The following is a 14,924-nucleotide window of genomic DNA, read 5'->3' as shown; positions in this document are numbered from 1 at the left end:
AATGCGACGGTCACGTGCGAAAGGCTCATCAACCGAAACGGTATCAAACCATGATTCATGAAATCCGGATTCAGAACTTCAAAAGTATCCGAAATGTGACGGTCGAGTTCACACCCGTGACGGTCTTGATCGGCCGCAGCGGTACGGGCAAATCCAACTTCATCGAAGCGATACGGTACTTAAGAGATCTGCTCGGTGCGGATTGGAACGGGATGGGTGGTGGCGTCGCAGGGATGGGGAGCGGAGTGCTCTCCAGCGTCGAAACGATACGTCCGCTTCCCAAGACGAACGCACCAACTCGGTTCGAAATATTCTTTTCAGTTCGGAGCGAGAAGAAAAAATATCGCTATTTGTTGGATCTTGGGAAAACGCCAGTGGAAGGGGGAATAGGCGAGGAAAAATTGTGTTTAGGTGAAAACGTTCTGTTTCACCAATCCGTCGATGCGAACAATCAGGCAATCTGGAAAGTGGAGCCGCGACTTGTCGAGGTGCCAGCACCAGGCGGGGTCGCACTTGGCCGAATGCCGTCGTTGTCGGAGGTGGTCGTAGCATACGTGGCATTGACCGAAGGCATCGGTTGTTACTCGTTTCCTCGTAGTGTCATGCTCGATGGAGCGAAGAGTGAAGCAGGACAATTCGGCTTTCAGGATGCGGGCTCCAATTACCTGCAAACGATGAGGAAGATCGTCAGTAATTTCCAAGACTCATCGGCTCGGCAACGGATCTTGTCGTCGTTGCAGCGTGTCATCCATGGTGTCTCGTCAGTTGAGCTGAATGACCTCCGTCAACCTCAGTATGCTGTTGTGGGGCATCTTTTCAATCGCCTAACGCTTGAGCTGAAACTCTCTCAAGAGTCAGAAGGATTCCGACGCTTTTTCGCACACCTGTTGGCACTGAACCAGCAGCCATCGAAATTGGCGATGTTTTTTGAGCATCCCGAGGAGGGCGTGCACCCGAGTGCGTTATCGCTGCTTGTCGACGATTTTTTGGCAGCACCGGAGGACGGCCGCGGACAGGTGATCCTGACGACGCACAGCCCTGAATTGCTCGACAGATTCGACGCGGATCAAATCCAGGTAGTTGAGAAGGAAGGTTTCTTTACTCAAATCGGAGAACTGGCAATGGAGCAGCGAGAGGCGTTGGATAATCAATTGACTGAACCCGGTGAATTGCTGACCGTCGACCCAGCTCGCCTTGAGGACGCGCTAGAAAGCACGGTGCATAGCGAATGAAAAAATAGTTTCATTCGTCGAAGGAGAGGGCGACACCGTCATCGGTCCCGCTCAGGCGGACCACATCCTCGTCGGCAGAGATTCCCGTGATGCGAAATTGATAACGGGTGGTACGACGAGCTTGGTCAATTCGCCGCATCGACTGAAAAGTCGGTTGGTCGTAGCCGATCATGTCCGTGATATAAATCGTGTGGGCGGGGAAAGCGTTTCCTGAAAATGGCCTGACGATCAACGACGTGCGATCCCTCTGCGTTGATATCGCAATAGCCAAGCGAGTTTGTTTTCGGACTGCCCGTTCCTAGAAACGCTCTTGCGAGAATAAGAAGTCGCTACGAGCCGTCGTTATTTCGTCGCACGGCTTAAATGTTCCATTGCCTGTGTAGATCGCTTTCGGCTTTATCGGCGCCGCTAGCTTGAACCGGCTTGCGGACCATTGCCTATCCAGCTTCGAACCAGTATCGCTGAAGGTTGTTCTGGCCAACGAGACGCCCGTCCGCCCGGACGAGCCGGGCGGAAGCGTAAAAATCAGACGCGTGTGATAGAGCCGTCTGAACTGAATTTCCGAAAATGAAATTCTCGACTTCAAATCACGAGTCGATTTCGACGCGTTCGCCGTGCGTGTCGCGACAATCGACTTCGAGGTGTTCGGGGAACAGGCCTTCGCTGCCGAGGATTTGGACGGTCATGTTACCCGAGTCCTCCATGTCAGACATCGCGCGGCGTTTCTTGTTATTCAAGAACGCGGCCACAGCGTCGTTGACACGGACGGTGACACGGACGATGTGTTTGTTCTTGACCGCGAGGGCGAGCGTACGAACGACTTCGATTGACATGCTCTCGGGTGTTTTAACGAGCCCGCGACCCTTGCAGCACGGGCAGTCTTGATAGATGCTCCGTTTCAGACTTGGGCGAATCCGTTGCCGTGTCATTTCGATGAGGCCGAACGGGCTCGTACGCAGAATTTTGGTACGGGCACGATCCTTCGCCATGGCGTCGCGTAGAACTCGTTCGACTTTGCGGCGGTAGCTTTCCTTCCGCATGTCGATGAAGTCATTGACGATCACACCGCCGAGGTCACGCAGGCGAAGTTGTCGCGCGATTTCCTTGGCCGCAGACAGGTTTAGGCGAAACGCATTTTCATCAGCGGACGCCTTGCCGCGGAAGTTACCGCTGTTGACGTCGATGGCCACGAGTGCTTCGGTGGGGTCGATGACGATCGAGCCGCCGTCCTTGAGTTGGACCTGACGCTGGTTGATCTTAACAATCTCTTCTTCGAGATTGTATTTGTGGAACAATGGCACTTCGCCGTCATAGAGCTTCAAACGATCCACAACGCGCGGCATCACGCTTTTGAGAAAGTCACGAGCTTTGTTGTAGGACTCTTCCTCATCGATCAGGATGTGATCGATGTCATCGCTGTAGATGTCGCGGATGGTGCGAATGATCAGATCGCTCTCTTCGTAGATCTCGCCTGGTTCAGTAGTGGTTTCGATTCGGCGGGCGATCGCTTTCCATAATCGCAGTAGATAATCCATGTCGCGGTGCAGTTCGTCTTCACTGCGTCCCGCACCGGCAGTGCGAACGATGAACCCGAGTCCCTTGGGAGGATTGCAGGCGTGGAGGGCTTTTTTGAGTCGCTTGCGATCATCTTCGTCTTCGATCTTCCGGCTAACACCGACGCGTGAGAGCGCGGGCATCAGCACGAGATAGCGACCTGGGATAGAAATGTAGGTTGAGAGTGTTGGCCCTTTGTTACCAATGCCTTCCTTGATGACTTGGACGAGAACCTCGTCGCCACGTTTAAAGATTTCTTGAATCGGTGGTTTGATGCGAGGGCGACCGCCTTTGTAGACACGCGAGTTACCACGTCCACTTTCACGGTTTCGGGCCGCCGAGGCGGCAGCCATCTCGTCGGATTCCCGCATGATCTCTTCGGGATCGTAGCCGCCTTGGCGAAAGTACTGAGGCTCAACGTCGCTGATGTGCAGGAACCCATTGCGTCCGACACCAAAGTCGACAAAGGCAGCTTGGATACTTGGTTCGAGATTAACGATCTTCCCGCGGTAGATATTCCCTGCATATGCCTCGACGCTCTTGCGTTCGACGTAAAGTTCCTCGAGCACCTTGTCCTCCACCACCGCAATGCGGCATTCTTCAGGCTGGAGCACATTGATTAGCATTTCACGCTTCATGATATTTCACCAAAAATGGGATTTTAAAAATCGGCTGAATGCGGACGATCCCTCCGAGGGAGACCGCATGGACGCCGAAGTTACGAATGTTCTGTTTCGCCCTTGAGAGTCATACCGGTGCGAATCAACGTCGCACCTCTTTCGGGCCAATCACTCAAACCGAGCAGATCGAGGATGTCTTGAATCTTCAAAGACGCCCCCGGTCCGGTCACGATGCGAGCGACGAGTTGATTGGGTTGGAGATCGAGAACGGGGATATCGGTCGCCACGTGAGCGACGACAGGCTTCCCCTTCCGCTCGATCGAAACGGTGTCTTGTAGCCGCATCCGCTCAATCGCGGCGGTGGTGCGGGTGGCCTCGGCATCATCAAAGTCATCGGGCAATGTGACGAGATAGTCCATTGCCGCGAGTTGTGCTTTGCCATCGGCCAAGTCGACTTGCTCGACGCTGTTGATTCGCAGTCCGGGTTGGTCGTCAATTTGCAATCGCTGCAACAATTTCTCGGCGGCCCAATCTTCACTAAGCTCGAGATCGAGTACTTCGTCGAGACTTTCGACGCCGAGAGAGAGTGCGGACGGAAACTGCATTCGCGGTTTAGGATTGAAACCTTCCGTCATCGAGAAGGGCAGTTCAGCTCGGCGTCCGATCCGTTCCCACAATGTCGCTAAATCACGATGGCTGATCCACCGCAGTAAACCGGTCTTGGCGAATCGCACTCGGTAGCGAAACCGCGGTGTCCCTGCGGGTTGCAGGTTGGGCGAGACGTTACTGCTGGTTCTGGGATTTCGCCGTCCGCGGTTCATTGCATCACCAATTCCGGCACCAGGTCGGCAAGCCGATCCATCAGATACAAATCCACATCGCGGGCAGATTCCAACTTGGCGACGCGTTCGGCGAACCCTTGGCACTGCGTGATCGAAACGCTGCGGATTGCTTTCTTGACCCGTGGGAGTGCCGAGGGTGGAACGCTCAAGTTACGCACACCCATGCCGAGCAACAGGAGGGCTCGAGCGGGGTTGCTGCTCATTTCACCGCAAACGCTGATCGGTGTTTGTGTATCACCGGCAATGTCAATGCTGGCTTGGATCAGTCGCAGCACGGCGGGATCACTCGATTGGTAGAGATCCGCGACGGACTCATTGGAGCGATCGACTGCCAGTGTGTATTGGGCCAGGTCGTTGGTACCGATGCTGAAAAAGTCGACTTCGGCGGCAAAGCGTTCGAGTGTGATGACGGCCGCTGGCACCTCCACCATCATGCCTACCGGCAGATCGCTGCGGTAGGGAACCCCGGATTCTTTTAAATCTTCGGCGACCACGTTGAGCAGCATTCGCGCTTGACGAAGCTCACCGATGGTCGTCACGAGCGGGAACATCACCCGCACATCGCCTAGCACGGCCGCCCGCAGGACGGCACGGAGTTGGGGCCGGAAAAGATCGAGATTGCGAAGTGATAGTCGGATACTGCGCAGCCCCAAGAAGGGGTTGTTCTCGGCATGAGCACGCTTGCCGTGTCCCATTTTGTCGGCGCCCAAATCGAGCGTGCGAATCACCACGGGACGACCACCCATCTGCGAAATGACTTCGGCATAGGCGGCGTAGTGGTCTTCTTCGGTGGGTTCTTCCTCGGAAGACAAATATAAAAACTCGGTCCTATAAAGCCCGATGCCATCGGCACCTCGCTGCAAGCACGAACCGGTCTCGTGGGGGAACTCGATGTTGGCGTTGAGTGAGATGCGGACACCATCGCTGGTTTCAGCCGGCAGTTGGCTTTGCTCGGCCAGCCGCAGGGCGAGTGTGCGGCGGTCCTCGGCCCGCTGGCGATAGCTCTCTAGAACTTCGTCCGTGGGGTCGATGATCAAGCGACCGCGATCGCCATCGACAATCACGCATCCAGCCCCAGCGATCACGGGCAGAAATTCGCCGATACCTACAACCGCAGGTATCTCGAGGCCTTTTGCCACAATGGCCGTGTGCCCTCCGGGGCCACCGATCTCGGTGCAGAACCCTTTTACGAACTCGCGATTAAGCGAGGCCGTTTCACTCGGTGTGAGCATTCGCGAGAGCACGATAACCGGCTCTGTCAGCTCCATCAGCGGTTGCTGCGTGACGGCCCCGAGCTGCATGAGCAGTTGCCGTTCGATATCGAGTACGTCTTGAGCCCGATCGGCGAGGAACGGATTTTCGAGTTTTTGGAGGGCCGTGGCGTAGTTATGCAGCACAGCACTGACGGCAAATGCCGCAGATTGATGATCTTCGCGAATGCGTTTCTGCAGTTCGCTGTGCAGCCGCGGGTCGTGCAGCATCTGGAGCTGGGCGGCGAAGATATCTCCGGTTTGGCTGCCGGCGGTCGCGGTGGTATCGAGTCGGCTCTGCTCGAGCCGCTGGGAGACGACGTCCACTGCAGCGTGCAGACGCGCGAACTCGCCCTCGACATCAGCGGCCGGGACGATACACCGTGGGATTCGATAGCCATCAGGGTCGAGCACGAGGGCCGACGCAATGGCCACGCCCGGTGAAACGGGAATGCCTTGTAGTTCCAGCATCGCGGTGGATGCATGTCCATTTCCATCCTGATGTGTGTCGCCAAACCGGCCCCCCTCAAAGAGCAGCCGCGGCGATGTCATCGACAACGAGTCATCCGTTTAATGGCTTCGTACGCACATCGATAGCGTGACGCTTCGTCACACTCATCGACATCAACGCAGCGGTGGGCGGAGGCTGTCCCCGCGAACGGTCCTGTTGCATGAGGAAACAAACAGCATCATCTGATCTCTTGAAAAATAAGTTGGTGTGGACCGCTGCAACGCAGCGAATAGGCTCTCCATCTCATCCCGGCACATCTGCTCGGGGCGCTCAGAGAGAATTGGTGTGGTTGTGTTCTTGCGGCTGCCAGAGTTTAAGTGGTCTTCGAGTCTCGGAGGTCTTACGAGGACGGCTGGCCATTTTCGTGAAATCCCTGGTCGAACAGTTCGCAGATCGCTGCCAGTGCGTGCTCAGCGTCCTGTCCTTGAGCGGTGAGTTTCAGTTCCGTTCCCTCGGTCGCCCCGAGCGTCAGTAAAGACAAAATACTGCGGCAGTCGACTTGTTCAGCCCCTTTTTGGATCATGATCGTCGACTCAAATCCATCCGCGCAACGCACTAGCAAATCAGCCGGGCGGGCATGCAAGCCCTGTGGGTTGACAACGCACACAGTACGTTCGAGCAGAGGCGGGTTATTGAGCGGCGGCTGGTTCATTGGCTTTCGTTCATGGGTGCACGTTTCGGGAGGAGTGCACCGGGGGTGTCTACGCAGATTGTACCGGCGGGGCTTAGCCGGCGGCAAACTGATTATCGTCGGCTTCTTGGAGGAGTTGTTGAATGTCGTCAGCGGTCTTGCTCTGTTTGAGGAACCGACAGAACGACTCGTCACGCAATTGCCGCGAAATGTTCTCCAGGGCTCGAAGGTGATCGCCAGGACGCTCCGGGGGGCTGATCAGCAAAAAGAAGAGCTGGACCCGTTCGCCGTCGAGTGAATCAAAATCAACACCCGCTTCGCTGACTCCCACGGTGCCAACCAGCTCTGAAACGCTGGGGTGCTTCGTGTGGGGAACCGCTACGCCGCGGCCGATGCCGGTGCTGCCAAGTTCCTCACGCTTCATGATCGCCGCGATGATGTCGTCACGCTGGTCGGCGGCAATTTCCCCCGCCTCCAACAGCGATTCGACGAGTTCATTGATCACAGCCTCTTTCGTAGTGGACTGCAGGTTGGCGCGAATTGCGCCTTTCTTGACAAAGTCAGAAAACTTCATAGCAACGGTATGTCTGAAATGGGTGGTAAAAAATGCTTAAAAAAGTGAGCCGAACTGGCTGTCCAGCCTCACTCGTCGTCGTCACTCAGGGGAGCGGACTCGACGTGTTTATGAGCCGCTGAGCGGTTTCCAGTCTTTCGATCTTTGAGACGCCGTAACTGCTGCTCAACCTTGGGGATCGCATTATCCAAGGCGGCGATCACGTTACTCGCCTCGGCGCGTGCGATGCAGTCTTCAGCATGCTCAGCGGAAACGTTGATTTCGACGACGGGTTTGTCCAATTGTTTCAAATCAATTGTGACCTCGATCGCATTGATCCGGTCGTAGAGTCGCCGAAGTTTGATTGCCTTTTCCTCAATCAGTTCCTGGTCACCAGGCTGAAGAGTGCCATGGCGGGCTGAAACATTCACTTGCATGTTCAAACTCGTATTAGGGAGAGAAGCCGCTCGTCGTGGTTTCGGGTAAGTGTTTCCGGTAGCCGTTCCCGCTAGCCGGCCGCGCTGACAAACTGAGTATACCACTCACCGCGACGGGGAGTGTACAGCCTAGCTGAATCGTACGCTGCCGAATAGCGATCCTTTGACTCATTTTTTTCGGACGAGACAAAAACTGACCTTTCTCCGGGGACGTTCTGCCGGCTGGGTCACTTTTCTGGACTGCGTCCCCATGACAGAACCCAGCCAACGCGATAACCTAATCTGACCAATTTTTATCCCGGCCCTGTGATTTTTTCGCAAAACCACACCCCCTCTAACCCCTACAGCTGAGATTTATGGCTCGGAAGGTCGTCAATCGGCAGGAAAAAGCAGCCGAAGCAGATGCTGCTGAAAAGCTGGCAGCCGAGGTTAAGCGCAAGAAAACCTCCAAACGCAAAACAAAGAAAGCCGCCGCCGACATGCGGTTGCGGCTCTATTGGGGCGTGTTTAGTCAGAATCTCAAGCGGGTCGCCGTGTATGAGTTCGACCAACGCGACGAAGCCGCCAAGCGTGCCGAGGAACTCAGTAAAGGCGGGAAATCTCCGCACTTTATTCAAAAAGTCAAAGAAGAGATCAAGCCTGAGTGAGCCTCCCGCGACGTTTTCCCGCTCAATGGGAGCCGTGCGACGCGGTATGGCTGGCCTGGCCGCATAACCTTGAGACGTGGCCAGGTCATTTTAAGGGTATCCCCGAGGCATTCGCTGCCTTTGCGGTGGCGATTGCGGAATCGACGCCAGTACGAATACTCGCCAGCGATAGTCTGCGCGAGTCTTGTCAGCGAATCATATTGCCGGCCGTTAGTGAGCATCCTCGCAGTGGCACGCTCCGCCCGATCGAAATCGTCGAAATCCCGACGAACGACTGTTGGATCCGCGATTTCGGCCCCACCTTTGTCCATGAGGGCGACGGCCTGCTCGCGGTGAACTGGCACTTCAACGCATGGGGTGGGAAATACGCTCCGCATGATCTGGACCAGGCTGCTGGGCGGGAAATCGCGCTAGCCGCCGGCGTGCGTTGCCTGCATGCGGGTCTGACCCTGGAAGGGGGGGCATTGGAAACCGATGGGGCGGGCCGCCTGCTGGTGCATTCAGCTTGTGTCCTGGATGATGCTCGCAATCCGGGGTTGACCCAGCAGCAAGCCGCTCAGCGGTTCAATCAGTATCTTGGCGTTCACGAAATTGCCTGGATTGACGGCGGACTGATTCCTGGGGATGACACCGATGGACACATCGATCAATTAGCAAGGTTCGTCGACCGCGAGAACATCGTTGCCGCGGTGGCCGCCGACGCTAATGATCCCTGCGCTGCGGCTCTGCAGGCCAACTTCCGTCAACTTCAGCTGTGGGGGCGGCAGACCAGCCCGAATGTGCAGATCCATCGATTGCCGGTTCCGCCGCCGCGAACGATCGATGGCCACCCTGTCCCGCAGAGTTACTGCAATTTTCTGAGGCTGGGCGCTGACCGCATCCTGGTGCCGACCTTCGCTCACCCCTCCAGCGACACCAAGGCCATTGAGATCCTCTCGGATCTCTGCCCTGGCGTGGAGATCCAGGGCGTGCCCTGTGAGAAAATCGCCTGGGGTCTCGGAGCCCTCCACTGCGCGAGTTGCCATCAGCCGGCACCGCCCGATGGCAATCGCCACGTTTGAGTACCGCTCCGGACCCTACGTGCTAGCATGGGTTCACTACCATGCACTGGAGAAGTGGACTAATGAGCGTGGTCGTGTCCAGCATGGTCGTGATCGTGCGCAATTTCGCCTTGAAAGGACGTCCCCGCGATGGTCACACTCAGTTTGGCCGCTGCGGACGCATCATCGAGGTGTCCGACCAATTCGGCATCTTTGGTGGTAAATCGCGATGACTTGCCCGCTGGGTCAGTCTCTTCAGGGCTGGCCGTGAGCGTGAATTGCTTGGGAACTGCGGCTTGTATGAGGTTGATCGTCAGGCTTTCGGCGTCGATCGGAACAAGGTCTTTACCATTGGAGCCCAGCATATACACCGTGACGGAACTGGCGTCATGAACGACTTCCGCATGATATTCTTCATCGCCGAGTTCCACGAGCGTTCCGTGGTGCGGTCCTTCATGTGGGTGATCATGGTCGTGGGCGTCACCGCCTGCTGCGGATGGGGCGATCGCTGTATCGGTAGCGGGTCGGGGACCGCACCCTGTTAAGGCCAAGGAGCAGGCGGCAAGACCGGCGATCAATGAATGTTGGAAAGTGCGCATGGGTTTTCTCGTGAGTGGATGGGGGTGTATCGAGTTGAAGAAAGAGGTGTAGCTAATCGCAAACTGACTTACGTGATCATTCGATTTCTCATGGGTTAAGTAGCAAATGGAAATTAGAAAATGGGGAGATCGGCCTGTTCACTCGCTCAACTCGATTTCGCTGGTCGAATCGTTGACGACACCTGCAGCGGATTTCATCCCGAAGAGGTAGAACAGTGCCGGGTGCACAAAGAAATCGAGAGCCGTCGAGCTGATCAGGCCGCCCAAGATGACGGTGGCGACGGGATAGAGGATTTCCTTGCCCGCTTCGCCCGAGGCGAGAACCAGCGGCACTAGCCCGATGCCGGAGGTGAGCGCGGTCATCAGCACCGGAGCGAGTCGTTCCAAGCCGGCCCGAACGATCATCGAGGTCGTGAACTGCTCGCCTTCGTGCTGCACCAGATGCAGGTAGTGCTGGAGCAACAAGATGCCGTTCCGGGATGCGATCCCGGCGAGTGAGATGAAGCCGACCATGGCTGCGATCGTCAACGTTTGCCCGGTGAGTACCAATGCCGCCACCGAACCGATGAACGCCATCGGCAATGCGGCCATGACTTGGAGCGACAAGTTCACGCTACGAAAGAGTGTGAACAGAACCAAGAATACGCCCAGCATCGCGACCGCGAACAGAGCTGAAATCACGCGGCTGGCCGACTTCTGACTTTGAAATTGGCCGCCATACTCAACAAAGTAGCCCGAGGGAAGCGCGGCAACGATCGGCTGGATAGCTGCTTGGATGTCCTTCACGACGTCGACCACGCCCCGATCAGCCACGTTGCACTGGATCACGACACGGCGTCGGACATTTTCGCGTTTGACCGTGTTGGGACCGCTGGCTTGGTAGACCTTGGCCAGTCCTGCGAGCGGCAGTGTGCCACCTTCGGGCAGTTGAATCGACAATCGCTTCAGCTCCTCAATATCCTCTCGGTAGTTCTCTTTCATCCGGACGACCAAATCGAATGTGCGCATGCCGTCGAGGACTTGCGAGACGACGCGACCGTTCATCGCCGTTTGTACGTACTCGTTCAACGTCGATGTGCTTAGTCCGTGACGGAGCAGTCGGTCACGATCCCACTCGATGCGAAGCTGGGGCACGAGTGCCTGTGGCTCCAGCAACGCGTCGGTCACTCCGGGAACCTGCCGCATTTTGGCGATGATCTGTTCCGCCCTCTGACGCAGCAAATCGAGGTCGTCGCCATAGATTTTGATGCCGACCTGTGCCTTGACGCCTGAGAGCATGTGCGAGATCAAGTGGGCAATGGGTTGCTCGACCGCCGTCACGATGTCAGGTATTTCGCTCATGGCCTCGCGGATTTCGGCGAGTTGCTGCTCTCGTGAACGCGGTGAGTCGGGGTCGAGCTCGATGATCATTTCCGACATATTCACACCCTCGGCGTGTTCGTCCAGCTCCGCCCGCCCGGTGCGCCGTGCAAACCGCTGCACGTCCTCAATTTGCATGAGTGACTCTTCCACCGTTCCTGCGATCCGATCGGACTCGGCCAGCGATGTGCCTGGAGGCAGGACAACGTTGAGCTGGATCGTGCCTTCGTTGAACGGAGGCAAGAAATCTTTCTCCAGTCGGGATGCAAAAACGGCGGCAATGGCCACCATCAACAGGGTCATCCCGAGGTTGAAGCGGGGGAACGCGAGGCTGAAACGAATGATCTTGTCCGCGATCCATTTCAAACCACGCAGCACCATTCCATCTTGTTCGTGCGCACTGCCTTTGCTTAAACCGAGCAGCCAATATGACAGCACCGGTGTGACGGTCAGCGAAACGAGCAGTGATGAAAGAATCGAGACGATGTACGCGACTCCGAGCGGCGCGAACAGTTTCCCTTCCATCCCCCCCAGGGCAAACAGTGGCAGGAATGCGAGGATCACGATCATGGTTCCGAATACGATCGAGCGACGCACCTCGGTACTGGCGCGATAAACCACCAGCAGCGGGTTTAGCGGACTGCTGGCCGCACGATTCTCTTTCAGTCGTCGAAATATATTCTCCACATCTACGATCGCATCGTCGACCAGTTCCCCCATGGCAACGGCGATTCCGCCGAGTGTCATGGTGTTGATCGACAGGCCGAATACGGCGAAGACGATCGATGTCATTACTAAAGAAAGTGGGATCGCCGTCAGCGTGATGAACGTGGTTCGTAAATTCAGCAGAAATAGGAACAATACGATGACCACGAGAATACCACCGTCACGCAGCGCCTCGACCACGTTTTCAATCGCTCGATCGATGAACGACTTTTGAGAATAGACAGTCGATAATTGCGTTCCCGGCGGCAGCGTGGGACGCAGCTCTTCGATGGCCTGCAAGACGGCGTCTGTGACCGCCCGTGTGTCCGCGCCCGGCTGCTTGTTGATTGTCAACACCACGGCGGGGCCGCCCGTCCAACTGGAGTTTGAAGTTGGGGAGTTAGAAGTTGGGGAGTCGGGAGATGGGGAGTCAATGCGGACAAATGCGGAACTGTCGCCGCGTTTGACTTGAGCACCTTCGACGACGCTGGCCACCTGCGCGAGCAACACGGGGCGGCCGTCACGAATCGTGACAGGGACTTTTTTGAGGTCATCAATGGTCCGGATTCGCCCGAGCGCACGGACGAGCAATTCATTGGGTCCCTGGCGATCGAGATAGCCCCCCGTCCCGTTTTCATTACTACCGGTGACGGCGGTATCAATCTCCTCCAGCGTGACACCGAACCGCAGCATGGCATCGGGATCGACCAGGACTTGAAATTGTTTGCGCTCGCCGCCCATTGTGAAGACTTGGGAGACACCTGGGATGGTTAGCAGTCGTTGCCGCACCACCCAATCGGCAGCGGTGCGGATTTCCATGGGACTGACGGCGGGGGCATCACTCCACATGCCCAGCATCAGGATCTGGCCCATGATCGATGAGATCGGCGCCAGTTGAGGAGTGATGCCTTCAGGAATTCGGTCCTGAACCATCTGCATTCGTTCGGCCACAATTTGCCGGTCGGTATAAACATCGGTGCCGTATTCAAACTCGACGTAAATCACCGAGATGCCCACGCCAGAGGAGCTGCGAACCGCTTCAACCCCGTTGGCACCGTTCATTGCGGTTTCGATCGGGAAGGTGATCAATGACTCGACTTCCTCCGGGGCCATTCCCGGCGCTTCGGTCATGATCACAACGCGGGGGCGGTTCAGGTCAGGGAAGACGTCAATCGGCATTACCATCGCCTGCCAGGTCCCGGCACCCACTAGGAATAGGGCGACGGCAATCACCAGCAAGCGTTGATGCAGCGAAAATCGGATAATAGCATTAAGCATCAGTGATTGTGTCCCGCGTGAGGGTCAACGGCGCCGCCGGATTTGTTCGAGATGGCCATCTGCATTCGATGCGCGGATTTCATGGCGACAACGTCGCCGGGATAAATCGATCCATCGTTGGCGATGACGACGGAGTTCTGGTCGCGATAGCGAACGTGGACTGGAACGCGAGAGAAGTTGCGCCCGTTCTGGACGAACACGAACCAATCCGCGCCCGACTCGACGACGGCGTCAACGGGTAACACAATCTGTTGATCCCATTGCTCTACGGGCACGCGTAGTTCCAATCGCTGGCCGACACGATACTTCCACGTGAGGAACCGTTGCCCATCGTCATTGGACTCGTCGCGGATAATCTCATTGGGCAGCTCAACAAACAGCGATAGCGTACGCGATTGCAAATCAATTGAGTTCGAGACGTAGGCGAGTTCCAGTCCGTTAACCATCGTCTGACCCGAGGAATTGCTAAACACGGCGTCCACACGCCACCCTCGTTTGGCCGCCTCTGAGATAGCAGCGACATCGTTCTCGAACGCCTTACCCTCGATGAATAGTTGGCTGTAGTCTGACAGGGAACAGAGCCGTTCACCGGCGACGATGGCTTGACCCTTGTGAATAAGGAGGTCGTCAATCACGAGCGGGTCATGGCCGGTCTCGTGTTGGCCAGGACGCGGCGTTGCCAGTGGCGGTAACTGAGAGAATGACGCCGACCGAGTGGATACCTGCGTCAGTTGCAACTCGTCATCGTGTTCGTGCGTATCCACATCGGGTGCGACAATCTTGAGGTGGTGCAGCAGCTTTCCGTTTTCGCCAATCTCTTCAACTTGGCGTTCGTTGAGACCGTGCATCCGCAAGGCTTCTCGCTGGGACTTGGCAAACGCCTCAAGTTTCTCTTTTGCGTAGCGGCGCTCTAGCAGTAACTTGCCGGACACAGCTCCCGAGCGGGTGACGTCTTCGAGTCTCGCGATCTCACGGTTTTCAACTTCGATCTCGCTGATCGTCTTCAAGTATGCGGTCTGTGTTTCAACCAAATCCTCGTAGGTCAGCCGAACCTCGAATAGCAGGTCCCCTGGCATCACCGCTTCCCCGGTCACGGCATGGACATGCGTGATCACACCGTTGAGTGGCGATGAAACAATAATCGATGAACGGCCGGGTTTGGGGACCACGATCGCCGGCACGGTGATGGATCGGCGATAGGTGGATAATTCCACCGGCCGCAAAAACTCGTCAGTGAGCCCCAGGTTTCGGCGCGCTTGAGGGGAGAGCACCAGAGAGGCTCCGGCTGTGTCCTCGGCGCCATGGTCGTGGCCGGCGTGGTCATCGTGACCCTGAGCAGCGGCCGCGCCGCCACTACGCTGCGAAGCAAGAGTGGCGTCGACCCAATTCGATAGACTTGGCCACCAGATCGAGAATGTCGCAATCGCAATTAGGACCCCTGCCAGTCCACCAGCGATACCGATCGCCGGCCATGGGATTCTTGATGGGTTCGGATTCATCGCATCAACTCAGTTGAAATAAAACAGCGGAATGAAGAATCTTCTGCACGAACGTGAAGGCATTCACAGCGCAGTGAATAGCTTGATTGCGAACCATGTGTGCGTGCTCCTGGCCGCAGATCACGTGCGGGGTAAGAGTGGACGCAGAATCATCCGATACGGCGTAT

General features: G+C 56.6%; 13 protein-coding genes. 3 read left to right on the top strand and 10 right to left on the bottom strand.

All coding sequences use genetic code 11. The annotated features are described in order from the left end of the window. The first annotated feature begins 50 nt into the window (after positions 1-50). A complete protein-coding gene (locus tag Poly21_RS01550) occupies positions 51-1,232 on the top strand; it encodes an AAA family ATPase (RefSeq protein ID WP_302117185.1) in 1,182 nt (393 codons plus the stop codon). Between the two features lie 10 nt (positions 1,233-1,242). Here the strand turns inward: Poly21_RS01550 and Poly21_RS01545 are convergent, their stop codons facing one another. The 7 genes from Poly21_RS01545 to hpf all read right to left on the bottom strand — a co-directional run bounded on the left by Poly21_RS01545 (position 1,243) and on the right by hpf (position 7,630). Continuing rightward, positions 1,243-1,464 (bottom strand): hypothetical protein, encoded by a 222-nt coding sequence (locus Poly21_RS01545; protein ID WP_302117183.1) that lies wholly within the window; start codon positions 1,462-1,464, stop codon positions 1,243-1,245. Between the two features lie 355 nt (positions 1,465-1,819). Next, positions 1,820-3,424, bottom strand: a complete 1,605-nt coding sequence (locus Poly21_RS01540; protein WP_146405285.1) for an Rne/Rng family ribonuclease — start codon at positions 3,422-3,424, stop codon at positions 1,820-1,822. 80 nt (positions 3,425-3,504) lie between these two features. Continuing rightward, a complete protein-coding gene (locus Poly21_RS01535; RefSeq protein ID WP_146405283.1) occupies positions 3,505-4,227 on the bottom strand; it encodes a TIGR03936 family radical SAM-associated protein in 723 nt (240 codons plus the stop codon). Further along, entirely contained in the window at positions 4,224-5,969 is a 1,746-nt protein-coding gene (gene ptsP, locus Poly21_RS01530) for a phosphoenolpyruvate--protein phosphotransferase (RefSeq protein ID WP_146406757.1), read from the bottom strand. The genes Poly21_RS01535 and ptsP overlap by 4 nt, the downstream gene beginning before the upstream one ends. A gap of 380 nt (positions 5,970-6,349) precedes the next feature. Continuing rightward, positions 6,350-6,661: an HPr family phosphocarrier protein gene (locus Poly21_RS01525; protein ID WP_146405281.1), complete on the bottom strand. Its 312-nt coding sequence runs from the start codon at positions 6,659-6,661 to the stop codon at positions 6,350-6,352. A gap of 73 nt (positions 6,662-6,734) precedes the next feature. Further along, a complete protein-coding gene (locus tag Poly21_RS01520) occupies positions 6,735-7,214 on the bottom strand; it encodes a PTS sugar transporter subunit IIA (protein ID WP_146405279.1) in 480 nt (159 codons plus the stop codon). Positions 7,215-7,282: 68 nt separating this feature from the next. Continuing rightward, the gene (hpf, locus tag Poly21_RS01515; protein WP_146405277.1) at positions 7,283-7,630 is read right to left on the bottom strand and encodes a ribosome hibernation-promoting factor, HPF/YfiA family; all 348 of its coding nucleotides are present in this window, start codon (positions 7,628-7,630) and stop codon (positions 7,283-7,285) included. 356 nt (positions 7,631-7,986) lie between these two features. Here hpf and Poly21_RS01510 point away from each other — a divergent pair, with 356 nt between their 5' ends. Both Poly21_RS01510 and Poly21_RS01505 read left to right on the top strand, forming a co-directional pair. Beyond that, complete coding sequence (locus Poly21_RS01510) at positions 7,987-8,277, top strand: hypothetical protein (protein ID WP_146405275.1); 291 nt, start codon at positions 7,987-7,989, stop codon at positions 8,275-8,277. Further along, positions 8,274-9,338 (top strand): agmatine deiminase family protein, encoded by a 1,065-nt coding sequence (locus Poly21_RS01505; RefSeq protein WP_146405273.1) that lies wholly within the window; start codon positions 8,274-8,276, stop codon positions 9,336-9,338. The genes Poly21_RS01510 and Poly21_RS01505 overlap by 4 nt, the downstream gene beginning before the upstream one ends. 59 nt (positions 9,339-9,397) lie before the next feature. Here the strand turns inward: Poly21_RS01505 and Poly21_RS01500 are convergent, their stop codons facing one another. From Poly21_RS01500 to Poly21_RS01490, 3 genes are all read right to left on the bottom strand, one after another. Then, complete coding sequence (locus Poly21_RS01500; protein ID WP_146405271.1) at positions 9,398-9,916, bottom strand: hypothetical protein; 519 nt, start codon at positions 9,914-9,916, stop codon at positions 9,398-9,400. Between the two features lie 138 nt (positions 9,917-10,054). Continuing rightward, a complete protein-coding gene (locus Poly21_RS01495; protein ID WP_146405269.1) occupies positions 10,055-13,258 on the bottom strand; it encodes an efflux RND transporter permease subunit in 3,204 nt (1,067 codons plus the stop codon). Next, complete coding sequence (locus Poly21_RS01490) at positions 13,258-14,757, bottom strand: efflux RND transporter periplasmic adaptor subunit (RefSeq protein ID WP_146405267.1); 1,500 nt, start codon at positions 14,755-14,757, stop codon at positions 13,258-13,260. The genes Poly21_RS01495 and Poly21_RS01490 overlap by 1 nt, the downstream gene beginning before the upstream one ends. Positions 14,758-14,924: the final 167 nt, after the last annotated feature.

Source organism: Allorhodopirellula heiligendammensis (genome assembly GCF_007860105.1).
Taxonomy (GTDB): Bacteria; Planctomycetota; Planctomycetia; order Pirellulales; family Pirellulaceae; genus Rhodopirellula; species Rhodopirellula heiligendammensis.
Note: the sequence above shows the minus strand (reverse complement) of the source record. Positions and strands in the feature narration are given on the sequence as shown.